The following is a 22586-nucleotide window of genomic DNA, read 5'->3' on the forward strand; positions in this document are numbered from 1 at the left end:
GGGCTCCCCCGCCCTGTCATCACCTTTGCGCTAACTCTTCATCCTGCGGTCATTATGTTTTAACCGAAATGTAACAAAAACAGGTCAGGATCGGGCCACTCTCAGAGGGAAATCCCTTCTTCTGCTTAGTGAGGCTCGACTGACATGTACTTATCCAGACATCCGACCAGTTATCCTACCCGGTATCAGGAAATTGCCGCCAGGCTAGAGCAAGAGCTTCGTCACCACTACCGCTGCGGCGACTATTTGCCCGCGGAGCAGCAGCTGGCCACCCGTTTTGAGGTCAACCGCCATACTCTGCGCCGGGCGATAGACCAGCTGGTTGAACGCGGCTGGGTTCAGCGCCGTCAGGGCGTCGGCGTGCTGGTGCTGATGCGGCCGATCGACTATCCGCTGAACGCCCAGGCGCGCTTCAGCCAGAACCTACTCGAGCAGGGAAGCCATCCGACCAGCGAAAAGCTGCTGTCGGTGCTGCGCCCTGCCAGCAGCCACGTCGCCGAGGCCTTCGCGATCAACGAAGGCGATAACGTCATCCATCTGCGCACCCTGCGCCGGGTGAACGGCGTCGCGCTGTGCCTGATCGACCACTACTTCACCGACCTGCGCTTCTGGCCCGCGCTGCAAACCTTCAGCCAGGGTTCACTGCACGATTTTCTGCGCCAGCAGCTGGACGTCGAGCTTACCCGCGCGCGCACCAAAATCAGCGCCCGCCGCGCGCAGGCCAAAGAGAGCAACATTCTGGGGATCCCCAACATGGCGCCGCTGCTGTGCGTAAGAACCCTGAACCACCGTCCCGGCGAGCAGAACGCGACGGAGTACTCCGTCAGCCTCACCCGGGCGGACATGATCGAATTCACCATGGAGCACTGAATGCACTTTGATACCGCAACCCGCCAGCGCTGGATGTCCGTGCTGGCCCACAGTGAACCGCAGGAGCTTCTGGCGCGGATGCAGACCCTGCAGCTGACGCCGCAGTACGAATCCATTCGCGCTCCGGAGACCGGCCTCGTGCAGCTCCAGGCGCGCATGGGGGGCATCGGCGATCGTTTCTTCGCCGGTGACGCCACCCTGACCCGGGCGGCGATCCGCCTCGCCGACGGTACGCTCGGCTACAGCTGGATACTGGGGCGCGATCGCCCCCATGCCGAACGCTGCGCGGCCATCGACGCCTTGATGCAGTCGCCACACCACTTTCATTCCTTAATGGAAACCCTGATTACCCCGCTGGAACAACAACGAAGCGCGCGCATTGAAGCCCGACGCGCCGAGGTCAACGCCAGCCGGGTCGATTTCTTCACTCTGGTTCGCGGAGATAACGCATGACCTTACAAACCGCCTTTACCCTACCGGCGCAGGATGCCCAACACAGTTTTCGTCGCCTGCTGAAAGCCATGAGCGAGCCGGGCGTTATCGTCTCCCTGCAGCAGCTTCAGCACGGCTGGCAGCCGCTGAACGTCGCCTCGACCAGCCTCCTGCTGACGCTTGCCGATCGCGACACGCCGGTCTGGTTTACCGCTGCGCTGCATAACGATCTTGTCGGCCAGAACCTGCGTTTTCATACCGGCGCGCCGCTGGTTGAGCAGCCGCAGCAGGCGGTTTTTGCCGTCACCAACGAGCGCATCAGCGCCGAACAGCTGAACGAGCTCTCCGCCGGCACCGTTGTCGCCCCGGAAACCGGCGTAACGCTGATCGTCCAGCTCCCGAGCCTCAGCGGCGGGCGCATGCTGCGTCTGACCGGCGCCGGCATTGCCGAAGAGCGGATGATCGCCCCGCAGCTGCCGGACTGCATCATTGATGAACTGACCGAGCGCCCGCACCCGTTCCCCTTAGGCATTGACCTGATCCTGACCTGTGGAGAACGTCTGCTGGCCATCCCGCGCACCACCCACGTGGAGGTTTGCTAATGTACGTTGCCGTCAAAGGCGGTGAGAAGGCGATAGTCGCCGCTCACGCCCTTCAGGAACACAAACGACGAGGCGATGGACGGCTTCCAGAAATTAGCGTTGAACAGATTACCCAGCAGCTGAACCTGGCGGTTGACCGGGTGATGACCGAAGGCGGCATCGCTGACCGCGAGCTGGCGGCGCTGGCGCTCAAGCAGGCCAGCGGCGACAGCGTCGAGGCCATTTTTTTACTCCGCGCCTACCGCACCACCCTGCAGCGGCTGGCGGTCAGCGAGCCGGTAAATACCGCTAACATGCGCCTGGAGCGGCGAATTTCGGCGGTCTATAAGGATATTCCCGGCGGCCAGATGCTCGGCCCGACCTACGATTACACCCACCGCCTGCTCGATTTTACCCTGCTGGCCAACGGTGAGGCGCCGGCGCTGAAAACCGCCGAGCAGCCGCCGGAAGCCACGCCGCACGTCTTTAACCTGCTGGTCCAGCAGGGGCTGGCGAAAGCAGAGCAGCAGACCCTCGCCGAGCCTGACGATATCACCCGCAGCCCGCCGGTTTACCCCTGCTCGCGCTCATCGCGCCTGCAGCAGCTGGTGCGCGGCGACGAAGGCTATCTGCTGGCGCTGGCCTACTCAACCCAGCGCGGCTACGGCCGCAACCACCCGTTTGCCGGTGAAATACGCAGCGGCTACGTGGCGGTAGAGATCGTTCCGGAGGAGCTGGGGTTTGCGGTCAATATTGGCGAGCTGCTGATGACCGAATGCGAAATGGTCAACGGCTTCGTTGCCCCGCAAGACGAGCCCCCGCACTTCACCCGCGGCTACGGCCTGACGTTCGGCATGAGCGAGCGCAAAGCGATGGCGATGGCGCTGGTTGACCGCGCGCTCCAGGCGCCGGACTACGGCGAGGAGGCGGCCGGCCCGGCGCAGGACGAAGAGTTTGTGCTGGCCCATGCCGATAACGTCGAGGCCGCGGGCTTCGTGTCGCACCTTAAGCTGCCCCACTATGTCGATTTCCAGGCCGAACTGGCGCTGCTGAAACGCCTGCAACGGGAGAACGAACGTGGCTAATACCCTCTCCGGCTATAACTTCGCCTATCTTGATGAGCAAACCAAGCGCATGATCCGCCGCGCCATTCTGAAAGCCGTCGCCATCCCCGGCTATCAGGTGCCGTTCGGCGGCCGCGAAATGCCGATGCCCTACGGCTGGGGGACCGGCGGTATCCAGCTGACCGCCAGCGTGATTGGCGAGAACGACGTGCTGAAGGTGATTGACCAGGGCGCCGACGACACCACCAACGCGGTATCGATTCGCCAGTTCTTCACCCGCGTGACCGGCGTCGCCACCACCGAGCGCACCGAAGACGCGACGCTGATCCAGACCCGCCACCGGATCCCTGAAACGCCGCTGACGGAAGATCAGATCCTGATATTCCAGGTGCCGATCCCGGAACCGCTGCGCTTTATCGAGCCGCGCGAAACCGAAACCCGCACCATGCACGCGCTGGAAGAGTACGGCGTGATGCAGGTCAAGCTGTACGAAGACATTGCCCGCTTCGGCCACATTGCGACCACCTACGCCTACCCGGTGAAGGTCAACGGCCGCTACGTGATGGACCCGTCGCCAATCCCGAAATTCGATAACCCGAAAATGCACATGATGCCGGCGCTGCAGCTGTTCGGCGCCGGGCGCGAAAAGCGCATCTACGCGGTCCCGCCCTATACGCCGGTGGAAAGCCTCGATTTTGACGATCATCCGTTCACCGTCCAGGAGTGGGATGAGCCCTGCGCCATCTGCGGCTCGCGCCACAGCTATCTTGATGAAGTGGTGCTGGATGACAGCGGCAAGCGCATGTTTGTCTGCTCCGATACCGACTACTGCCGCCAACAGAGCGAGGCGCAACAAAAATGAGCCAACCGTTACTTGCGGTCAATAACCTGACCCACCTCTACGCGCCGGGCAAAGGCTTCAGCGACGTCTCTTTTGAGCTGTTCCCGGGGGAAGTGCTGGGCATCGTCGGCGAGTCCGGCTCCGGCAAAACCACCCTGCTGAAGGCCATCTCCGCGCGCCTCGCGCCGCAGCAGGGCGAGGTGCTGTACCACAGCCGCTCGCTGTACGCGATGAGCGAAGCGGATCGCCGCCGCCTGCTGCGCACCGAGTGGGGCGTGGTGCATCAGCACCCGATGGACGGCCTGCGGCGCCAGGTCTCAGCGGGGGGCAATATCGGCGAACGCCTGATGGCCACCGGCGCGCGCCACTACGGCAATATTCGCGCTACCGCCGGACGCTGGCTGGAAGAGGTGGAGATCCCGGCGTCGCGCATCGACGACCTGCCGACCACCTTTTCCGGCGGTATGCAGCAGCGCCTGCAGATCGCCCGCAATCTCGTCACCCAGCCGAAGCTGGTGTTTATGGATGAACCCACCGGCGGACTGGACGTGTCGGTGCAGGCTCGCCTGCTCGACCTGCTGCGCGGCCTGGTGGTGGAGCTGAACCTCGCGGTGGTGATTGTCACCCACGATCTCGGCGTCGCGCGCCTGCTGGCTCACCGCCTGCTGGTGATGAAGCAGGGCCAGGTGGTGGAAAGTGGTTTAACCGACCGGGTGCTCGACGATCCGCACCATCCCTATACCCAGCTGCTGGTGTCGTCGGTCTTGCAGAACTAGCCCACGAACACATTCGCTGGGTCAGGTAGCCCGGACGGGCGCGTCGCGTCGCCTCCGGGAAAACTCAGGCACTATGAGGCAACAAATGAACGCCATCCGCGTTGAAAACGTACATAAAACCTTTGTCCTGCATCAGCAAAACGGCGTCCGCCTGCCGGTGCTCGCCGACGCTTCGCTAACGGTTAACGCCGGAGAGTGCGTGGTGCTGCACGGCCACTCCGGCAGCGGTAAATCTACCCTGCTGCGCTCGCTGTACGCCAACTACCTGCCGGACACCGGACATATTCACGTCCGCCACGGCGAGGAGTGGGTTGACCTGGTGAGCGCTTCGGCGCGCAAGGTGCTGGAAGTGCGTAAAACCACCATCGGCTGGGTGAGCCAGTTTCTGCGGGTCATTCCGCGAATTTCGGCGCTGGAGGTGGTGATGCAGCCGCTACTGGATCTCGGCGTCCCGCGCGAAGCGTGCGCCGCCAAGGCCGCGCGCCTGCTGACGCGCCTGAACGTCCCGGAACGCCTGTGGCACCTTGCCCCGTCCACCTTCTCCGGCGGCGAGCAGCAGCGGGTCAACATCGCCCGCGGCTTCGCCGTTGACTATCCGATCCTCCTGCTCGACGAGCCTACCGCCTCCCTCGACGCCAAAAACAGCGCCGCGGTGGTGGAGCTGATTAACGAGGCTAAAGCGCGCGGCGCGGCTATCGTCGGCATTTTTCATGATGAAACGATACGCAACCTGGTGGCCGACCGGCTGCATCCGATGGGAATAACAGCATGATTATCAACAACGTAAAACTGGTTCTCGAAGATGAAGTGGTGGACGGTTCGCTGGAGGTGCAGGAGGGCAAGATTTACGCGTTTGCCGAAAACCAGAGCCAGCTGCCCCAGGCTATCGACGGCGAGGGCGGCTGGCTGCTGCCGGGGCTTATCGAGCTGCATACCGATAATCTGGACAAGTTTTTTACCCCGCGCCCGAAGGTTGACTGGCCCGCCCACTCGGCGATGAGCAGCCACGATGCGCTGATGGTCGCCAGCGGGATCACCACCGTACTGGATGCAGTGGCCATCGGCGACGTCCGCGACGGCGGCGACCGGCTGGAGAATCTGGAAAAGATGATCAACGCCATCGAGGAGACGCAAAAGCGCGGCGTTAACCGCGCCGAGCACCGCCTGCACCTGCGCTGCGAGCTGCCGCACCACATCACCCTGCCGCTGTTTGAGAAGCTGGTTGGCCGCGAGCCGGTGAGCATGGTCTCCCTGATGGACCACTCTCCGGGCCAGCGCCAGTACGCCGACCGCAGCAAGTACCGCGATTACTACCAGGGGAAATATCATCTGACCAACGAAGAGATGGACCGCTTCGAAGAGGAGCAGATGGCGCTGGCGGCGACCTGGTCACAGCCGAACCGCGAAACTATCGCCGCCATCTGCCGCGAGCGTAAGATTGCCCTCGCCAGCCACGATGACGCCACCCGTGAGCATGTCGTCGAATCGCACCAGCTTGGCAGCGTGATCGCCGAATTTCCCACTACCTTAGCCGCCGCTGAGGCCTCGCGTCAGCACGGCATGAACGTGCTGATGGGAGCGCCGAATATCGTGCGCGGCGGCTCGCACTCCGGCAACGTCGCCGCCCACCGGCTGGCAGCCGACAATCTGCTGGATATTCTCTCATCCGACTACTATCCCGCCAGCCTGCTGGATGCCGCCTTCCGCATCGCCGATGACGACGGCAACCGCTTTACGCTGCCGCAGGCGATTCGCCTGGTGAGCAAAAATCCGGCGCAGGCGCTGGGGCTAGGCGACCGCGGTGCCATTGCCGAAGGTAAACGCGCCGACCTCGTGCTGGCCCATCGCCGCGGGGAGCATGTGCATATCGACCACGTCTGGCGTCAAGGAAAGAGGGTCTTCTAATGTCCGGGAAACTGATTTGGCTGGTGGGGCCTTCCGGCTCAGGAAAAGATAGTCTGCTGGCGGCGCTCCGCCAGCGCGAGCACTCGCAGCTGCTGGTTGCGCATCGCTATATTACGCGCCCCTTTAACGCCGGGAGCGAGAACCATATCGCCCTCAGCAAGCAGGAGTTTTTTAGCCGCGCCGAGCGCCAGCTTTTTGCGCTGAGCTGGCACGCCAATAATAATTACTACGGCATTGGCATCGAAATTGACCTCTGGCTGCACGCCGGTTTCGACGTGGTGGCCAACGGCTCCCGCGCGCATCTGGCGCAGGCCCGAGCGCGCTACGCCGACGCCCTGCTGCCTATCTGCCTGCAGGTCACGCCGGACGTGCTGCGCCAGCGTCTGCAGCAGCGCGGTCGGGAAAATGAAACGGAGATCGCCCAGCGGCTTGAGCGCGCCGCGCGCTACGCGCCAACGGACTGCCTGACGCTCAACAACGACGGCACTCTCGGGCAATCGGTGGAGCAGTTCTTCACGCTTCTGCGCCGCCGCTACGCCAGGCAAGAGAATCAGCATGCCTGACCGTCAGCGACGCGAAGGGTACGCCAGGTCATCCTGGTTTTAAAAAAGCGCTGTGAGGAGGAGGTATGAGCCTGACTATCCGCTTAACCGGCACCGGCGGCGCCCAGCTGGTGCCGGTCTTCGGCTGCGACTGCGCCGCCTGTCGCCGTGCCCGCACTGATGAGGCCCACCGCCGCCGCCCCTGCAGCGCGGCGGTGAAGTTCAACCACGCCGTAACCCTGCTGGACGCCGGCCTGCCGGACCTGATGGAGCGCTGGCCCGCCGGAACTTTTCAGCAGATCTTGCTCACCCATTACCATATGGATCATGTCCAGGGCCTGTTCCCGCTGCGCTGGGGCGTGGGCGCGCGGATCCCGGTTTTTGGTCCGCCGGATGAAGCCGGCTGTGACGATCTGTTTAAGCATCCCGGGCTGCTGGATTTTAGCCATACCGTTGCGCCCTTTGTGATGTTCGAGCTGCAGGGGCTCAGGGTGACCCCGCTGCCGCTAAACCATTCAAAGCTGACGTTCGGCTATCTGCTGGAGTCGGCGCACAGCCGCGTGGCGTGGCTGTCGGATACCGCCGGGCTGCCGGAGAAGACGCTGAAGTTCCTGCTCAATAACCAGCCGCAGGCGATGATTATCGACTGCAGCCACGAGCCGCGTCCGCAAACCCCGCGTAACCACTGCGATTTAAATACGGTGCGGGCTATCAACCTGATCGTGGGCTGCCCGCGGGTCATTCTCACCCATATCGGCCACCAGTTTGATGCCTGGATGATGGACAACGCGCTGCCGCCGGGGTTTGAGGCGGGCTATGACGGTATGGAGATCGTGCTGGATTAAGCCCGACCCCGGCACGAGCAGAGGAAGCAGCGCGATCGGGGCAGAATCAGTAGTCGTCGTCCAGCCGACGGCGATCGTTTTCCAGCTGCCGACGATCCTGATCCAGCTGGCGCTGGCGATCGTCAAGCTGTCGGCGGCGATCGTCCAGCTGACGCTGCCGATCGTCGTACTGCCGCTGGCGATCGCTGCTTTGCTGACGGCTACCCTGGTAGCGTCCATCATCATCGCGGCCGTCGTTATAGCGATCGTCGTCATCGGAGCGGCTATCGCCGGGACGGTAGGCGTCGCTAATCGCCTGCTGAATATTGCCGATGGCGTCGTCAATAAGATCGGCGTGCGCCAGCTGGCTGCTCAGCGACAGGGTGCAGAGGATCAAAGCGGTCAAATAGCGTTTCATAGGGCCAGTCTCTTCGGGGGGCTGGCCCTACGGTAATCAACGCCCGTCGCCGCGAGTAGCGGAGGAATCTCAAATCTGCTGCTGCTCAATCGCCGCGATTGCGTCAATTCGCGCCTGATGACGACCGCCTTCAAATTCACTATCCAGCCAGGCGTCAACGATCATTTTGGCCAGCTCCAGGCCTATGACGCGGGCGCCGAATGCCAGCACGTTCGTATTGTTATGCTGACGTGAAAGCTGGGCTGAATAGGGTTCGCTGCACACCACCGCACGAATGCCGGGATGCTTATTGGCGGTAATCGAGATCCCAACGCCGGTACCGCAGATCAGGATCCCGCCATCCGCTTCACCTGTCACAATGGCCTGCGCGACGGCGCTGGCGTAGCGCGGATAATCCGTCCGCTCGGGCGACCACGTCCCCTTATCCAGGGCTTCTATACCCCGCATCTGCAGGTGCATAAGGATCTCGTCTTTGAGGATGAACCCCACGTGATCGCAGCCAATGGCAATCCTTTTCATACTTAGCCTCGCCTGTTGTTAACTTTACAAAAACTATTGATGTTGTGATTTAAGCCGTAAATAACGGCGATAAAGCGCGCAAAAAACCGCCTTTAAGCGTCTTTCTACACGGCAATTTTTCACAAATCAAGCGTACAAAACGAGCTATCTACGGCATACGCCAGCAGCAAACCAGGCTAATAAAAACATAACTGATTGTTTTAAATTTGATTTAATTAAAGCAAACATCTCCACACGCAGCACAACTTCACAAAAAACTTAACTTTATAAAATTTATATTTTTGTGAAGTTGATTGTATATTTTCTGCCTGGAGTGTGGTGATATAGTGTCGTCTTCATTTTATGGACAAGAGAAAGCGATGAGTCAGTCAGAATCCAGTTCGCTCCCCAACGGTATCGGTCTCGCCCCCTGGTTGCGTATGAAGCAAGAAGGGATGACCGAAAATGAAAGCCGGATCGTCGAGTGGTTGCTTAAACCCGGCAACCTGAGCGATGCCCCCGCCATTAAAGATGTGGCGGAAGCGCTATCGGTTTCCGAAGCGATGATCGTCAAGGTTTCCAAACTGCTGGGTTTCAGCGGTTTTCGTAACCTGCGCAGCGCCCTGGTGGAGTATTTCTCTCAATCTGAACAGGTACTCCCTGCCGAGCTCTCCTTTGATGAAGCGCCGCAGGACGTGGTGAATAAGGTGTTTAACATTACCCTGCGCACCATCATGGAAGGCCAGTCGATCGTGAACGTCGATGAGATTCATCGTGCGGCGCGCTTTTTCGCCCAGGCCAACCAGCGCGATCTGTACGGAGCGGGCGGTTCGAACGCCATCTGTGCCGACGTCCAGCACAAGTTTCTGCGCATCGGCATGCGCTGCCAGACCTATCCGGATGCACATATCATGATGATGTCCGCCTCGTTATTGAAAAAAGGCGATGTCGTGCTGGTCGTCACCCACTCTGGGCGCACCAGCGATATTAAATCCGCAGTCGAACTGGCGAAAAAGAACGGGGCTAAAATTATCTGTATTACACACAGCTACCATTCGCCGATTGCTAAATTAGCTGATTTTATTATTTGCTCGCCAGCACCAGAAACGCCCTTATTAGGCAGAAACGCCTCTGCGCGTATATTACAACTAACATTATTAGATGCTTTTTTTGTTTCCGTCGCCCAACTGAATATTGAACAGGCCACTTTAAATATGCAAAAAACCGGCGCTATTGTTGATTTCTTTTCACCAGGCGCGCTGAAGTAAATAAAAAAAACCGATCCCACGATGGTGGGATCAATATTATTGTATCCTACACCGAGAATACTACTATGAATAAATATCTGAAAATTTTCAGCGGCGTGGCTATGGGCGTAATGCTATCCACCAGCGCTTTCGCCGCCGCCGATTATGCTGTGGTATTAAAAACGTTATCGAACCCGTTTTGGGTTGATATGAAAAAAGGTATTGAAGACGAGGCCAAAACCCTCGGCGTCAGCGTCGATGTTTTTGCCTCCCCCTCAGAAGGCGATTTTCAATCACAGCTGCAGCTATTTGAAGATTTAAGCAACAAGAACTACAAAGGTATCGCTTTTGCCCCGCTCTCCTCGGTAAACCTGGTCATGCCGGTAGCCAAAGCCTGGAAGAAAGGTATTTTTCTGGTCAACCTCGATGAAAAGATCGATATGGATAACCTGAAGAAGGCCGGCGGTAACGTTGAAGGATTCGTCACCACTGACAACGTCGCGGTCGGTGCGAAAGGGGCCGACTTTATTATCGGCAAGCTGGGCGCTGAGGGCGGCGAAGTGGCCATCATCGAAGGTAAAGCCGGCAATGCCTCAGGGGAAGCCCGCCGCAGCGGTGCGGCGGAGACCTTCAAAAAAGCCAGCCAGATCAAGCTTGTTTCCAGCCAGCCTGCCGACTGGGATCGCATTAAAGCGCTGGATGTCGCCACCAATGTTCTGCAGCGTAACCCCAACCTGAAAGCCTTTTACTGCGCGAACGATACGATGGCAATGGGCGTTGCCCAGGCCGTAGCCAACGCCGGTAAAAGCAAAACGGTACTGGTCGTCGGCACCGACGGTATTCCCGAGGCGCGCAAAATGGTCGCTGCCGGACAGATGACCGCAACCATCGCCCAGAACCCGACCAATATCGGCGCTACGGGCCTGAAAATGATGGTCGATGCCGCGAAGACCGGTAAAGTCATTCCTCTGGATACAACGCCAGAATTTAAGCTGGTGGACTCGATTCTGGTCACGAAGTAACTTTCCGCTGGGTGATTGAATTCCCTTTATCCTCATGGCTACCAGCGGGTAAGAATAAATAAGGAGTGATTATGGTCACGCCATATATTTCAATGGCGGGGATCGGCAAATCCTTTGGTCCGGTTCACGCATTAAAATCAGTCGATTTAACCGTTTACCCGCATGAAATACATGCATTGCTCGGGGAAAACGGTGCCGGTAAATCAACGCTAATGAAAGTTTTGTCGGGGATCCATGAACCGACCAAAGGTACCATTACGATTAACAACGTTAATTATGACAAGCTCGATCATAAATTAGCCGCGCGGCTTGGTATCGGCATTATTTATCAAGAACTCAGCGTGATCGATGAATTAACGGTGCTGGAAAATTTATATATTGGCCGACATCTGACAAAAAAAGTCTGTGGCGTCAATATTATCGACTGGAAAGAGATGCGCTTACGGGCGGCAATGATGCTGCTGCGCATCGGATTAAAAGTCGATTTAGACCACAAGGTGGCGAATCTCTCTATCAGCCACAAGCAGATGCTGGAAATTGCCAAAACGCTGATGCTGGATGCCAAAGTGCTGATTATGGACGAACCGACCTCCTCTCTGACCAACAAGGAGGTCGACTACCTGTTCCTGATCATGAACCAGCTGCGCAAAGAGGGCACCGCCATCGTCTATATCTCGCACAAGCTGGCGGAAATCCGCCGCATCTGCGACCGCTACACGGTGATGAAGGACGGCAGCAGCGTCTGCAGCGGAATGGTCAGCGAGGTCAACAACGAAGAGATCGTCCGCCTGATGGTCGGTCGCGAGCTGCAAAACCGTTTTAACGCGATAAAAGAGAGCGCCGGAAATGTCGCAAGCGAAACGGTTTTCGAGGTCAAAAACGTCACCAGCCGGGACAAGAAAAAGGTCCGCGATATCTCCTTTAGCGTGAGCCGCGGCGAAATCCTCGGCTTCGCCGGTCTGGTGGGCTCCGGACGCACGGAGCTGATGGACTGCCTGTTCGGCGTCGACAGGCGTAGCGGCGGTGAAATCCTCCTCAACGGCAAAGCGATCACCCCGCGCTCGCCGCTGGACGCCTTGAAGAAAGGCATGGGCTACATCACCGAGAGCCGCCGCGATAACGGCTTCTTCGGCAATTTCTCCATCGCCCAGAACATGGCGGTCAGCCGGAGCCTGAAGCATGGCGGCTACAAAGGCGCGATGGGGCTATTTCGCGAAGGAGACGAGCGCAAGACGGCGGAAGAGCAGCGCAGGCTGCTGGCGCTGAGGTGCCATTCGGTCGATCAGAACATTGGCGAGCTTTCCGGCGGGAACCAACAAAAAGTCCTTATTTCCAAATGGCTGTGCTGCAACCCCGAAGTCCTCATTTTTGATGAGCCGACGCGCGGTATCGATGTCGGCGCGAAAGCCGAAATTTATAAAGTGATGCGCCAGCTGGCCGATGACGGAAAAGTCATTCTGATGGTGTCATCCGAACTTCCTGAAATTATCACCGTCTGCGACCGCATTGCCGTGTTCTGCGAAGGGCGACTGACGCAAATTCTGACCAATCGCGACGACATGAGCGAAGAGGAGATTATGGTATGGGCACTGCCGCAAGAGTAAAAGGCGAGACCGATGGCAAAAAGCCGTTTAACTTCGCGCTGTTCTGGGATAAATACGGCACCTTTTTTATCCTCGCGATTATCGTCGCGATTTTCGGCACGCTGTCGCCGGAATACTTTCTGACCACCAACAACATCACGCAAATATTTGTCCAGAGCTCGGTCACGGTACTTATCGGCATGGGCGAGTTCTTCGCGATCCTGGTGGCCGGCATCGACCTCTCCGTCGGCGCCATTCTGGCGCTTTCCGGGATGGTCACCGCCAAGCTGATGCTGGCGGGGGTCGATCCGTTCCTTGCGGCGCTGATTGGCGGCGTGCTGGTCGGCGGCGCGCTGGGAGCGATTAACGGCTGCCTGGTCAACTGGACAGGCCTGCATCCGTTCATTATTACCCTCGGCACCAACGCCATTTTCCGCGGCATCACCCTGGTTATCTCCGATGCCAACTCGGTATACGGCTTCTCATTTGATTTCGTTAACTTCTTTGCCGCCAGCGTGCTGGGGATCCCGGTGCCGGTCATCTTCTCGCTCATCGTGGCCGTCATTTTATGGTTCCTGACCACCCGCATGCGGCTGGGCCGCAACATCTACGCCCTCGGCGGTAACAAAAACTCCGCCTTCTATTCCGGCATCGACGTCAAGTTCCACATGCTGCTGGTGTTCATTATTTCCGGCGTCTGCGCCGGGCTGGCGGGCGTGGTCTCAACGGCGCGCCTCGGCGCCGCGGAGCCTCTGGCCGGCATGGGTTTTGAAACCTACGCCATCGCCAGCGCCATTATCGGCGGCACCAGCTTCTTCGGCGGCAAGGGACGCATTTTCTCGGTGGTGATCGGCGGTCTGATCATCGGCACCATCAACAACGGACTGAACATTCTCCAGGTACAAACCTACTACCAGCTGGTGGTGATGGGTGGATTAATTATCGCGGCTGTCGCCCTCGACCGTCTTATCAGTAAGTAAGGAATTTATGATGAAAATTTCCCCCTCTTTAATGTGTATGGACCTGCTGAAATTCAAAGAACAGATTGAGTTTATTGACCAGCATGCAGATTACTTTCACATCGACATTATGGATGGCCACTTTGTCCCTAACCTGACGCTATCGCCATTCTTCGTCAGCCAGGTGAAGAAGCTGGCAAGCAAACCGCTCGATTGTCATCTGATGGTCACCCGGCCGCAGGATTACATCAGCCAGCTGGCGCAGGCGGGGGCGGACTTTATCACCCTGCATCCGGAGACCATTAACGGTCAGGCCTTCCGCCTGATAGAGGAGATCCGCCGCCACGGTATGAAGGTCGGGCTGATTCTCAACCCGGAAACGCCGGTCGAGGCCATGAAGTACTACATTCATAAAGCCGACAAAATCACGGTGATGACCGTCGATCCGGGCTTCGCGGGACAGCCGTTTATCCCGGAGATGCTGGCTAAAATCAGCGAGCTGAAGGCCTGGCGCGAACGCGAAGGGCTGGATTACGAAATTGAGATCGACGGCTCATGCAATAAGGCGACCTATGAAAGCCTCATGACGGCAGGGGCGGACGTCTTTATCGTCGGCACCTCCGGGCTGTTTAACCATGCCGATAACATTCACGAGGCGTGGCAGGTTATGGCTGAACAAATTCTGGCGGCAAAAAACGAGGTATTCCCTCATGCAAAAACGGCTTAACGTCGTCGCGGGCGTGGATATGGGGGCAACCCATATCCGCTTTTGCCTGCAGACCGCACAGGGCGAGGCGCTGCACTGCGAGAAGCTTCGCACCGCCGACGTGCTGGCGGGTGGCGGCCTGGTCAGCGGCATCACCCTGCTTATCCAGCAGCTGCTCGAGCGCTATCAGGCACGCTGCTGCGGTCTGGTGATGGGCTTACCGGCGCTGGTCGGCAAGGATAAGCGGACGATTATCTCCACCCCCAACCTGCCGCTACCGCCAGAAATAGTGCGGACGCTGGCCGATGAGCTGGAACATTCGCTGGCCTGCCCGGTCGAGTTCTCCCGCGATGTCAATCTGCAGCTCTCTTTCGACGTGCAGGAAAACGGCCTGCAGGCGCAGCAGGTTTTAGCCGCGTATCTCGGCACCGGTATGGGCTTTGCCATCTGGCTGAACGGCGGGCCGTGGACCGGCGCCCACGGCGTGGCGGGAGAGCTGGGGCACATTCCGCAGGGCGACGCCGCGCTCACCTGCGGCTGCGGTAATCCCGGCTGCCTGGAGACCGTCTGTTCAGGTATCGCGCTCAGGCGCTGGTATGAACTGCAGCCGCGCGGCTATGAGCTTGGCGAGCTGTTTGTTCACGCCGCAGAGGAGCCCTTTGTCCAGGCCCTTCTGCACCATGCCGCCCGCGCCATCGCTACCAGCATCAACCTCTTCGACCCGGATGCGGTGATCCTCGGCGGCGGCGTGATAGATATGCCCGACTTTCCGCGCGAGACGCTGATCGCCATGATAAAAACGCATATTCGCCGTCCCTTGCCTTACCAGGCGGTGCGGTTTATTGCGGCATCCTCCTCGGCGTTTAACGGTGCCCGGGGGGCGGCGGCGTTGGCTCGCTACCACTATTTACCGCAACCTGTCGCAGCGCCTGCTGCAGCTGGGCGCGGGTGAAGGGCTTACGCAGCAGCTCGACGTCCGGCAGCGCGGGATTATGCGCCGGGCGCAGATCCTGGCCGCTGATCAGCAGCAGCGCCACCGTCGGGAAGCGGCGCTGCGTTTCGTTAATGACCTCCGCGCCGCTCAGCCTTCCCGGCAGCATCAGATCGCTTATCAGCAGCGCAATATCCGGCGAGGCCTCCAGCATCTGCAGCGCCTGCTCGCCGCTGGCGGTTTCCAGCGTCAGCCAGCCAAGCTGGTGCAGCTGCTCGCACAGGGTCTGGCGCACGTCCGCCTCATCCTCGAGCACCAGCGCCAGCCGCTCGGCGCCAGTTTCCTGCTCGGCCTCGGGCAGCAGCCCGCTGGCCGTCGCCTGTACCGCCGCGCGCGGCAGCTGCAGGCGCACCGTCGTCCCCTGACCGGGCGCGCTCTCAATGGCCACCCTTCCCCCGGACTGGCGTACAAAGCCATACACCATCGACAGCCCGAGGCCGCTGCCGCTGCCGGTCTGTTTGGTGGTAAAGAAGGGTTCAAAGACCTGCGCTTTCACCTCCAGCGACATCCCGCAGCCGTGATCGACCACCTCCAGCGCCACCATATCCTGCCGCCGCCCGTCGCTGCGCGCCACGCGCTGGTTCCAGCTGCGTATTCTTATCACCCCCGGCCGCCCTTCCATCGCGTCCCGCGCGTTCATCACCAGGTTGATAATGGCGTTTTCCAGCTGGCCGACGTCAATCCACGCCGGCCAGGCGGGGGACTGCGCCTCAATCTCAAGGCTCAGCGCCGCGGGCAGAGAGTGGCGCATCAGTTCGCCGAGGTTCTCCAGCAGCGGCTTCATCTCAACGGCGTGCGGGTGCAGCGACTGCTTGCGCGAGAAGGCCAGCAGCCGCTGGGTCAGCAGCGCGCCGCGTTCGGCGGCCTTGCGCGCCCTGGAGATGCGCGCCGCGTCGCCCTCGTGGGGCTGAACCAGCTCTAAGCTGCCGATAATCACCGCCAGCAGGTTATTAAAATCATGCGCCAGGCCGCCGGTCAGCTGGCCGACGGCCTTCATTTTCTGGCTATGGACCAGCGCCAGCTCCAGCCCCTTGCGCTCGGTGCGATCGAGCACCACGTTGACCAGCCCACGCCCCGGCACCGGGCTGAAGCGCAGCTCAATCGTCCGGTCATTCGCCAGCTGCAGCTCCTGCGGCTTCGGCAGCGGTGAAGCAAGGTTGGCCCGCACGTGCTCCGCCAGTGGCGCCGCCCGGCTCAGCAGCTGCTGGTAGTGCATGCCGCGCTGCAGATCCTGTGCCGCCAGCCCGAGCAGCAGCGGATACTGCGGATTCCACACCACCAGCTGCCCCTGATTATCAAACAGGGCAAAGCCGTCGCGCATCGCGTGGAAGGTGGTCTCCAGCAGGGTACTTTTCTCCTTCAGCAGCTGGGAAGTGTGGGCCAGCGAGGCGGTATTGCGGGCGAAGACGTTGAACGCGCGCGCCAGCTCGCCCAGCTCATCGCGCCGCTGCAGCGCGGGCACCGAGACGTTGTTCTCGCCGTGGGCCAGGCGCGACATAGCGCGTGAAATAGCGGTCAGGTTGGAGCCAAGATTGCGGTAGATATACCAGCCGGCGCAGCCGGTGATCGCCAGCGCCAGCAGCGCCGACAGCAGAATAAACATGCTGATAGAGCGCAGCTCCTGATGGCTTTGCGCCGCCCGCAGCTCCGACGCCTGCGCCACCCTGGCGACATACTGATTAATATCGCTGTTCAGCAGCGCCACCAGCGCCTTGATATGGAACATATACCAGCCGATCGCCAGATCGCTCTCCTCCAGCTGGGCCGACAGCGGCTCCAGCCGGGCAAGCTCGGCCTTAAAATCCGCAAGGATCAGGGCCTGCGTCGGGTCGGCGCTGGTGGGCGGCAGGAAGCCCATCACCTCATCCAGCTGCTGCACTATCGAACGCGGCGTTGAGGTGTGGATGGCGGCGGTAATCAGCCGGTCCATCTCCGCCAGCCGCGGCGGAGCGATCGCCGGCGCGCCGGGCCGATCGCTAAGATCCTGCAGATGGAGCAGATAGCTCTGATTTTGATACAGCGAGCTGAGCAGCTCATAGCGCTGCAGATGGCGCCGCTGGCCGCGCTCCAGCATTCCGCCTACGCTCTGCTGCAGCTCGTTGCTGCGGCGAGTAATGCTGGCGACCAGCGTCAGCTCCTGCTGCGCCAGCGGCGCGGCGGCAAGCTGGGACAGCGAGTGCTTCAGCGCCTGCTGCGTCTCCAGCAGACGCTCGGCCTCGCTTTTATACTCCAGCGCGCCCACCACCTGCGAGAGCCGAACCGCCGCGGTGGCGACGTTGGCGGTATCGCGGGCCAGGTTCATGCTGCCGGTCATATCGTCCAGCGTCTGCCGCTGCACCTGCTCCTGCAGCAGGCTGGCGTGGCGAAAACCGAGTATCGCCACCCCGGCAACCATCAGCGTCACCGCCACCATCAGCAGGTTAAACGAAAGCAGGCGTCCGCGGGCGCTGGTGAAAAACGGATAACGATGGGATGGCATAGTCGGCTCCGCGCTATTTTTGTTTATCCTGACGGCTGGCGGCGGCAACGGGGAGAGTAACGTTGCGTAATTGTGATCAAGATTAACTATTCATCAATATGACAAATATGAACGGCTTCTGACATTTTGCATTTATCAACCTGTGGTCCACTGCAGCTATCGACCGCTCTCGCAGGAGACCCTGTATGCCAGCAACGCCGGTACTATCCATGCGCAATATTGCCAAAGCCTTCGGCAAATTCTATGCGCTGAAAGGCGTCGATCTGACGGTTTGGCCAAGCGAGATCCACGCCCTGATGGGCGAGAACGGCGCCGGGAAAAGCACGCTCATGAAGATCCTCGCCGGCGCTTATACCGCCACCAGCGGCGAGATCCTGATCGACGGTAAACCGCACGCCATCAAAGGGCCAAAAGACGCGCTGGCGGCAGGCATCACGCTGATTTATCAGGAGATGCAGCTGGCGCCCAACCTCACCGTTGCCGAAAATATTTTCCTCGGCAGCGAGCTGGCGCGCGGCGGGATGGTGCAGCGCAAAGAGATGCAGAGCCAGGCCCAGGCGGTGATTGACCGTCTTGGCGCCCAGTTTAAGGCCAGCGATCGGGTGATGAAGCTGACCATCGCCGAGCAGCAGCAGGTGGAGATCGCCCGCGCCCTGCACCGTAACAGCCGAATTCTGGTGATGGATGAGCCAACCGCCGCCCTCTCCTCGCGTGAAACCCAGCGCCTGTTTGAGCTGATTCTGCGCCTGCGCGACGAAGGCATGGCGATTATCTATATCAGCCACCGCATGGCGGAAGTTTATGAGCTGTCCGATCGCGTCAGCGTCCTGCGCGACGGTCAGTACGTCGGCAGCCTGACCCGCGACAGGCTCAACGCCTCCGAGCTGGTGCGCATGATGGTGGGCCGCCCGCTCAGCGATCTGTTCAATAAAGAGCGCGATATCCCGCTCGGCAAGCCGCGCCTGCGGGTGCAGGATCTCACCGACGGCAGCAAGGTGAAGCCGAGCAGCCTGGTGGTGCACGCCGGGGAGATCGTCGGCCTCGCCGGGCTGGTCGGTGCCGGCCGCTCCGAGCTGGCACAGCTGGTTTTCGGCGTGCGCAAGGCGAGCGGCGGCGTGATTGAAGTCGACGGCGAGCCGGTGGTTATCCACTCGCCGCGCGAAGCCATCGATCTCGGCATCGGCTTCCTCACCGAAAACCGCAAGGAGCAGGGGCTGTTTCTCGAACTGGCGGCGCAGGAAAACATCACGATGGCGACGCTGGAGCGCGACGCCAGCTGGGGAATGCTCAACCGCAAGAAGGCGCAGACCATCTCCGATGACGCCATCTCGCTGCTCAATATTCGCGTCCCGCATTCGCAGGTGCGGGCGGGCGGCCTTTCCGGCGGCAACCAGCAAAAGCTGCTGATCTCCCGCTGGGTGGCGATCGGCCCGCGCATTCTGATCCTCGATGAACCCACGCGCGGCGTTGACGTCGGCGCCAAAAGCGAAATTTACCGCATCATGAACCAGATGGCGCGTCAGGGCGTGGCCATTCTGATGATCTCCAGCGAACTACCGGAAGTGGTCGGCATGAGCGACCGGGTCTACGTGATGCGCGAAGGCGCAATCGTCGGCGAACTGCAGGCCGAGGAGATCGGCCAGGAAAGCATTATGACGCTGGCCACCGGCGTTAACGACTCTCACCTTAAGGCGGAACAACCATGACAACGCAAAAAGAGACCGCCGCCCGGCCGGTGGCAAAATCAGCATCGGCGAAAAAAATGCTGATGGGCGATTTGATGCAAACGGTCGGCATCCTGCCGATTTTAATCCTGATTGTCGCGGTATTTGGCTTTATCGCGCCGAACTTCTTTACCGAGAGCAACCTGCTGAACATTACCCGCCAGGCCTCCATCAACATCGTGCTCGCGGCGGGCATGACCTTTATCATTTTGACCGGCGGGATTGACCTGTCGGTCGGGTCTATCCTCGGCACCACCGCGGTGGCGGCGATGGTGGTCTCGCTGATACCGGAGCTCTCCCTGCTCTCCATTCCGGCGGCGCTGATGCTCGGCCTGCTGCTGGGCCTGTTCAACGGTGCGCTGGTCGCCTTCGCCGGACTGCCGCCGTTTATCGTCACGCTAGGCACCTATACGGCGCTGCGCGGGGCCGCCTATCTGCTGGCGGACGGCACCACGGTGATTAACTCCGATATCAGCTTCGAATGGATCGGCAACGATTACCTCGGGCCGGTGCCGTGGCTGGTGGTGATCGCCCTGGCGGTCATCGCGGTATGCTGGTTCATTCTGCGCCGCACCACGCTCGGCGTGCACATCTACGCCGTGGGCGGCAATATGCAGGCCGCCAGGCTCACCGGCATCAAGGTGTGGCTGGTGCTGCTGTTCGTCTACGGCATGAGCGGGCTGCTCTCGGGGCTGGGCGGGGTGATGAGCGCTTCTCGGCTCTACAGCGCCAACGGCAACCTCGGCGTAGGCTATGAGCTGGACGCCATCGCCGCGGTTATCCTCGGCGGCACCAGCTTCGTCGGCGGTATCGGCACCATCACCGGTACCCTGGTGGGGGCGCTGATTATCGCCACCCTCAATAACGGCATGACGCTGATGGGCGTCTCCTATTTCTGGCAACTGGTGATCAAAGGGGCGGTGATCATCATTGCAGTACTGATCGACAAATACCGTACCCGACACCATCAAAGTGCATAACAACAATACCAATACCCTACGAGTGAGGAAGACAATATGCGTTTGAAACCGTTAGCGATCGCGCTCTGTGCCGGCACGCTGCTGGCCGCAGCGCCGTTCACCCAGGCTAAAGAACTCAAATCTATCGGCGTGACGGTCGGCGATCTGGCCAACCCGTTCTTCGTTCAGATAACCAAAGGCGCCGAGCTGGAAGCCCGCAAGCTGGCCGGAGATAATGTCAAAGTGACGCTGGTTTCCAGCGGCTACGATCTCGGTCAGCAGGTCGCGCAGATCGATAACTTTATCGCCGCGAAGGTCGACATGATTATCCTTAACGCCGCCGACTCGAAGGGCATCGGCCCGGCGGTGAAGCGGGCGAAAGACGCGGGTATCGTGGTAGTGGCAGTGGACGTGGCCGCCGAAGGCGCGGACGCGACGATTACCTCCGATAACACCCAGGCGGGCGAAATGGCCTGTAAATACATCACCGACCGCCTGAAAGGGAAAGGCAACGTGGTGATTATCAACGGGCCGCCGGTCTCTGCGGTGCAGAACCGCGTCGAAGGCTGCCAGACGGAGTTCAAGCGCCACCCGGATATCAAAGTGCTGTCGTATAACCAGAACGCCAAGGGCAGCCGCGAAGGCGGACTGGAAATTATGACCTCGCTGCTGGCCGCCAATCCAAAAATCGACGGCGTATTTGCCATTAACGACCCGACCGCCATCGGGGCGGACCTGGCGGCCAAACAGGCCCAGCGCCGCGAGTTCTTTATCGTTGGCGTCGACGGTAGTCCGGACGGGGAAGAAGCGTTGAAGCGTAAGAATTCGCTGTTTGTCGCCACCCCGGCCCAGGACCCGCAGGTGATGGCGGCGAAGGCGGTAGAAATTGGCTACGACATCCTGCAGGGCAAACCGGCGCCAACGGCCCCGGTGCTGATCCCGGTGACGATGATCGATAAAAACAACATTGGTACCTATAAAGGCTGGACCGTGAAGTAAGCGCCATCGGTCAGGTGATGCCCCGGGAAGCCCCGGGGTTAGTCACTTCGCGGCTACGCCGCCTTATCGCCGTGGATAACGTCCGCGGCGAACACATAGCCCAGGCCGCGCATGGTTTTGATCAGCGCCGGCTGATGCGGATTAAGCTCAATTTTGCGCCGCAGGCGCATGATCAGCACGTCAATCGTCCGGTCAAACACCTCAATGCTCTCGCTGTGGGTCAACGTCAGCAGCTGTTCGCGGTTGAGTACCCGCCGGGCGTTCTGCGCCAGCGCCAGCAGCAGGCCGTACTCGCCCTGGGTCAGCAGCACCGGCTGCTGCTGGGGGTTAAACAGCTCACAGCGTCCGGTGTCCAGCCGCCAGCCGTTAAAAATGAGTCCCGCACCGCCGCCGCTGCTGCTCTCAGCGGCCAGCGCGCCGCTGCGTCTGAGCACCGCTTTCACTCGCGCCACCACTACCCGGGAGTTAAACGGCTTGCCGATATAGTCATCGGCGCCCATCTCCAGCCCCACCACGACGTCGGCTTCGCTCCCGAGACCGGTCAGCATCACCACCGGCAGCTCGGGTCTGCTGCGCTGTAGCTGCTGTAGCACCAGCAGGCCGTTGGTATCGGGCAAAATCATGTCCAGCAGAACGAGGGAAATATCCGCCCGCTGCGCCGCTACCGCCAGCGCTTCGCCGCCGGTTTGGCACACCAGCACGTCAAAAACGTGCGCGCTGAGCACGTCGCACAGCAGTTCGCAGATTGCGCTGTCGTCATCAACAACCAAAATGACCGGTTTCATAGCTTGCCTCTGCCCGCCGGGGATGATCTCTGTATGATTAATTCAGCAAACCGCCACCGACAAATCCATTGCCGGATAGCGTTTCTTCAACCCATGTCACAACTCCGCCCGCTTCGACACGTCAAAACTGACGACGCCCTGCTTTTCGTCAGCACTTCGCCCAAAAAACCGGCGTATTATCGGGAAATACCCACAATGAAAATATGGCATAGAAGATGCATAGTGACGGCGTGATAGCGCATATGCGCCAACTGATTAACGGGAGCAAGACCGATGAAAAAAGTCGTCACGGTTTGTCCGTATTGCGCATCAGGTTGCAAAATCAACCTGGTGGTCGATAACGGTAAAATCGTCCGGGCTGAGGCAGCACAGGGAAAAACC

At 60.1% G+C, this 22586-nt stretch carries 24 protein-coding genes; 20 read left to right on the forward strand and 4 right to left on the reverse strand.

Features of this window, described 5'->3' with window-relative positions; translation table 11 throughout:
* Nucleotides 1–144: 144 nt before the first annotated feature.
* From phnF to phnP, 10 genes are all read left to right on the forward strand, one after another.
* Nucleotides 145–870, forward strand: a complete 726-nt coding sequence (gene phnF / locus RTE01_RS24710; RefSeq protein WP_041143667.1) for a phosphonate metabolism transcriptional regulator PhnF — start codon at nt 145–147, stop codon at nt 868–870.
* Complete coding sequence (phnG, locus tag RTE01_RS24715; RefSeq protein ID WP_134525136.1) at nt 871–1323, forward strand: phosphonate C-P lyase system protein PhnG; 453 nt, start codon at nt 871–873, stop codon at nt 1321–1323.
* Nucleotides 1320–1904 carry a phosphonate C-P lyase system protein PhnH gene (gene phnH / locus RTE01_RS24720; protein ID WP_041143665.1) on the forward strand — a complete coding sequence of 195 codons (585 nt, stop codon included), beginning with the start codon at nt 1320–1322 and terminating at the stop codon, nt 1902–1904. The genes phnG and phnH overlap by 4 nt, the downstream gene beginning before the upstream one ends.
* The gene (locus RTE01_RS24725; RefSeq protein WP_041143664.1) at nt 1904–2968 is read left to right on the forward strand and encodes a carbon-phosphorus lyase complex subunit PhnI; all 1065 of its coding nucleotides are present in this window, start codon (nt 1904–1906) and stop codon (nt 2966–2968) included. Before phnH ends, RTE01_RS24725 begins: the two co-directional genes overlap by 1 nt.
* Complete coding sequence (locus tag RTE01_RS24730; RefSeq protein ID WP_041143663.1) at nt 2961–3809, forward strand: alpha-D-ribose 1-methylphosphonate 5-phosphate C-P-lyase PhnJ; 849 nt, start codon at nt 2961–2963, stop codon at nt 3807–3809. Before RTE01_RS24725 ends, RTE01_RS24730 begins: the two co-directional genes overlap by 8 nt.
* On the forward strand, nt 3806–4564 hold the full coding sequence (gene phnK / locus RTE01_RS24735; RefSeq protein WP_041143662.1) for a phosphonate C-P lyase system protein PhnK: 759 nt from the start codon (nt 3806–3808) through the stop codon (nt 4562–4564). Before RTE01_RS24730 ends, phnK begins: the two co-directional genes overlap by 4 nt.
* 85 nt (nt 4565–4649) lie before the next feature.
* Nucleotides 4650–5336 carry a phosphonate C-P lyase system protein PhnL gene (gene phnL / locus RTE01_RS24740; RefSeq protein WP_041143661.1) on the forward strand — a complete coding sequence of 229 codons (687 nt, stop codon included), beginning with the start codon at nt 4650–4652 and terminating at the stop codon, nt 5334–5336.
* The gene (gene phnM, locus RTE01_RS24745; RefSeq protein ID WP_134525135.1) at nt 5333–6469 is read left to right on the forward strand and encodes an alpha-D-ribose 1-methylphosphonate 5-triphosphate diphosphatase; all 1137 of its coding nucleotides are present in this window, start codon (nt 5333–5335) and stop codon (nt 6467–6469) included. The genes phnL and phnM overlap by 4 nt, the downstream gene beginning before the upstream one ends.
* Complete coding sequence (phnN, locus tag RTE01_RS24750) at nt 6469–7032, forward strand: ribose 1,5-bisphosphokinase (protein ID WP_041143659.1); 564 nt, start codon at nt 6469–6471, stop codon at nt 7030–7032. The genes phnM and phnN overlap by 1 nt, the downstream gene beginning before the upstream one ends.
* A 65-nt stretch (nt 7033–7097) precedes the next feature.
* On the forward strand, nt 7098–7856 hold the full coding sequence (phnP, locus tag RTE01_RS24755; RefSeq protein ID WP_041143658.1) for a phosphonate metabolism protein PhnP: 759 nt from the start codon (nt 7098–7100) through the stop codon (nt 7854–7856).
* Between the two features lie 46 nt (nt 7857–7902).
* Here the strand turns inward: phnP and yjdP are convergent, their stop codons facing one another.
* Both yjdP and rpiB read right to left on the reverse strand, forming a co-directional pair.
* Nucleotides 7903–8253 (reverse strand): DDRRRQL repeat protein YjdP, encoded by a 351-nt coding sequence (gene yjdP, locus RTE01_RS24760; RefSeq protein WP_076947081.1) that lies wholly within the window; start codon nt 8251–8253, stop codon nt 7903–7905.
* Nucleotides 8254–8322: 69 nt separating this feature from the next.
* Nucleotides 8323–8772 carry a bifunctional allose-6-phosphate isomerase/ribose-5-phosphate isomerase RpiB gene (rpiB, locus tag RTE01_RS24765; RefSeq protein ID WP_041143656.1) on the reverse strand — a complete coding sequence of 150 codons (450 nt, stop codon included), beginning with the start codon at nt 8770–8772 and terminating at the stop codon, nt 8323–8325.
* A 359-nt stretch (nt 8773–9131) separates the two neighbouring features.
* On the opposite strand from rpiB, the gene RTE01_RS24770 reads away from it, so the two are divergent.
* From RTE01_RS24770 to alsK, 6 genes are all read left to right on the forward strand, one after another.
* The gene (locus RTE01_RS24770; RefSeq protein WP_041143655.1) at nt 9132–10019 is read left to right on the forward strand and encodes a MurR/RpiR family transcriptional regulator; all 888 of its coding nucleotides are present in this window, start codon (nt 9132–9134) and stop codon (nt 10017–10019) included.
* A 65-nt stretch (nt 10020–10084) separates the two neighbouring features.
* On the forward strand, nt 10085–11020 hold the full coding sequence (alsB, locus tag RTE01_RS24775; RefSeq protein ID WP_115193759.1) for a D-allose transporter substrate-binding protein: 936 nt from the start codon (nt 10085–10087) through the stop codon (nt 11018–11020).
* A 71-nt stretch (nt 11021–11091) separates the two neighbouring features.
* The gene (gene alsA / locus RTE01_RS24780) at nt 11092–12624 is read left to right on the forward strand and encodes a D-allose ABC transporter ATP-binding protein AlsA (RefSeq protein WP_134525133.1); all 1533 of its coding nucleotides are present in this window, start codon (nt 11092–11094) and stop codon (nt 12622–12624) included.
* The gene (gene alsC / locus RTE01_RS24785) at nt 12603–13583 is read left to right on the forward strand and encodes a D-allose ABC transporter permease (protein ID WP_041143652.1); all 981 of its coding nucleotides are present in this window, start codon (nt 12603–12605) and stop codon (nt 13581–13583) included. The genes alsA and alsC overlap by 22 nt, the downstream gene beginning before the upstream one ends.
* Nucleotides 13584–13593: 10 nt before the next feature.
* Nucleotides 13594–14289, forward strand: a complete 696-nt coding sequence (gene alsE, locus RTE01_RS24790) for a D-allulose 6-phosphate 3-epimerase (RefSeq protein WP_123552904.1) — start codon at nt 13594–13596, stop codon at nt 14287–14289.
* The gene (gene alsK / locus RTE01_RS24795) at nt 14273–15220 is read left to right on the forward strand and encodes an allose kinase (RefSeq protein WP_141335440.1); all 948 of its coding nucleotides are present in this window, start codon (nt 14273–14275) and stop codon (nt 15218–15220) included. The genes alsE and alsK overlap by 17 nt, the downstream gene beginning before the upstream one ends.
* On the opposite strand, the gene RTE01_RS24800 is transcribed toward alsK, so the two are convergent.
* Entirely contained in the window at nt 15132–17738 is a 2607-nt protein-coding gene (locus RTE01_RS24800; protein ID WP_141335442.1) for an ATP-binding protein, read from the reverse strand. The two genes, alsK and RTE01_RS24800, sit on opposite strands and share 89 nt — an antisense overlap.
* 185 nt (nt 17739–17923) lie before the next feature.
* Here RTE01_RS24800 and RTE01_RS24805 point away from each other — a divergent pair, with 185 nt between their 5' ends.
* Genes RTE01_RS24805 through RTE01_RS24815 form a run of 3 tightly spaced genes read left to right on the forward strand, consistent with a single transcriptional unit; the run spans nt 17924 to nt 21420 of the window.
* Nucleotides 17924–19444 carry a sugar ABC transporter ATP-binding protein gene (locus tag RTE01_RS24805; protein WP_134525132.1) on the forward strand — a complete coding sequence of 507 codons (1521 nt, stop codon included), beginning with the start codon at nt 17924–17926 and terminating at the stop codon, nt 19442–19444.
* Nucleotides 19441–20442 (forward strand): ABC transporter permease subunit, encoded by a 1002-nt coding sequence (locus tag RTE01_RS24810; RefSeq protein ID WP_076947084.1) that lies wholly within the window; start codon nt 19441–19443, stop codon nt 20440–20442. Before RTE01_RS24805 ends, RTE01_RS24810 begins: the two co-directional genes overlap by 4 nt.
* 36 nt (nt 20443–20478) lie before the next feature.
* Nucleotides 20479–21420 (forward strand): ABC transporter substrate-binding protein, encoded by a 942-nt coding sequence (locus tag RTE01_RS24815; RefSeq protein WP_041143646.1) that lies wholly within the window; start codon nt 20479–20481, stop codon nt 21418–21420.
* Between the two features lie 53 nt (nt 21421–21473).
* On the opposite strand, the gene RTE01_RS24820 is transcribed toward RTE01_RS24815, so the two are convergent.
* Complete coding sequence (locus RTE01_RS24820) at nt 21474–22205, reverse strand: response regulator (RefSeq protein ID WP_123552911.1); 732 nt, start codon at nt 22203–22205, stop codon at nt 21474–21476.
* A gap of 273 nt (nt 22206–22478) precedes the next feature.
* On the opposite strand from RTE01_RS24820, the gene RTE01_RS24825 reads away from it, so the two are divergent.
* Nucleotides 22479–22586, forward strand: a 108-nt coding sequence (locus RTE01_RS24825) for a hypothetical protein (RefSeq protein ID WP_141335444.1), incomplete at its 3' end; no start/stop codon positions are given.

This window comes from Klebsiella terrigena (genome assembly GCF_006539725.1).
GTDB lineage: Bacteria > Pseudomonadota > Gammaproteobacteria > Enterobacterales > Enterobacteriaceae > Klebsiella > Klebsiella terrigena.

Excerpts from the sequence above, each read along its gene's own strand:
- phnM (WP_134525135.1), top strand. The coding sequence starts at position 5,333 with ATGATTATCAACAACGTAAAACTGGTTCTCGAAGATGAAGTGGTGGAC.
- RTE01_RS24800 (WP_141335442.1), bottom strand. The coding sequence starts at position 17,738 with ATGCCATCCCATCGTTATCCGTTTTTCACCAGCGCCCGCGGACGCCTG.
- yjdP (WP_076947081.1), bottom strand. The coding sequence starts at position 8,253 with ATGAAACGCTATTTGACCGCTTTGATCCTCTGCACCCTGTCGCTGAGC.
- phnH (WP_041143665.1), top strand. The coding sequence starts at position 1,320 with ATGACCTTACAAACCGCCTTTACCCTACCGGCGCAGGATGCCCAACAC.
- RTE01_RS24805 (WP_134525132.1), top strand. The coding sequence starts at position 17,924 with ATGCCAGCAACGCCGGTACTATCCATGCGCAATATTGCCAAAGCCTTC.
- alsK (WP_141335440.1), top strand. The coding sequence starts at position 14,273 with ATGCAAAAACGGCTTAACGTCGTCGCGGGCGTGGATATGGGGGCAACC.
- RTE01_RS24820 (WP_123552911.1), bottom strand. The coding sequence starts at position 22,205 with ATGAAACCGGTCATTTTGGTTGTTGATGACGACAGCGCAATCTGCGAA.
- phnL (WP_041143661.1), top strand. The coding sequence starts at position 4,650 with ATGAACGCCATCCGCGTTGAAAACGTACATAAAACCTTTGTCCTGCAT.
- alsB (WP_115193759.1), top strand. The coding sequence starts at position 10,085 with ATGAATAAATATCTGAAAATTTTCAGCGGCGTGGCTATGGGCGTAATG.
- RTE01_RS24725 (WP_041143664.1), top strand. The coding sequence starts at position 1,904 with ATGTACGTTGCCGTCAAAGGCGGTGAGAAGGCGATAGTCGCCGCTCAC.
- phnK (WP_041143662.1), top strand. The coding sequence starts at position 3,806 with ATGAGCCAACCGTTACTTGCGGTCAATAACCTGACCCACCTCTACGCG.
- alsA (WP_134525133.1), top strand. The coding sequence starts at position 11,092 with ATGGTCACGCCATATATTTCAATGGCGGGGATCGGCAAATCCTTTGGT.
- RTE01_RS24810 (WP_076947084.1), top strand. The coding sequence starts at position 19,441 with ATGACAACGCAAAAAGAGACCGCCGCCCGGCCGGTGGCAAAATCAGCA.
- alsC (WP_041143652.1), top strand. The coding sequence starts at position 12,603 with ATGGGCACTGCCGCAAGAGTAAAAGGCGAGACCGATGGCAAAAAGCCG.
- alsE (WP_123552904.1), top strand. The coding sequence starts at position 13,594 with ATGAAAATTTCCCCCTCTTTAATGTGTATGGACCTGCTGAAATTCAAA.
- phnG (WP_134525136.1), top strand. The coding sequence starts at position 871 with ATGCACTTTGATACCGCAACCCGCCAGCGCTGGATGTCCGTGCTGGCC.
- rpiB (WP_041143656.1), bottom strand. The coding sequence starts at position 8,772 with ATGAAAAGGATTGCCATTGGCTGCGATCACGTGGGGTTCATCCTCAAA.
- phnN (WP_041143659.1), top strand. The coding sequence starts at position 6,469 with ATGTCCGGGAAACTGATTTGGCTGGTGGGGCCTTCCGGCTCAGGAAAA.
- RTE01_RS24770 (WP_041143655.1), top strand. The coding sequence starts at position 9,132 with ATGAGTCAGTCAGAATCCAGTTCGCTCCCCAACGGTATCGGTCTCGCC.
- phnF (WP_041143667.1), top strand. The coding sequence starts at position 145 with ATGTACTTATCCAGACATCCGACCAGTTATCCTACCCGGTATCAGGAA.
- phnP (WP_041143658.1), top strand. The coding sequence starts at position 7,098 with ATGAGCCTGACTATCCGCTTAACCGGCACCGGCGGCGCCCAGCTGGTG.
- RTE01_RS24815 (WP_041143646.1), top strand. The coding sequence starts at position 20,479 with ATGCGTTTGAAACCGTTAGCGATCGCGCTCTGTGCCGGCACGCTGCTG.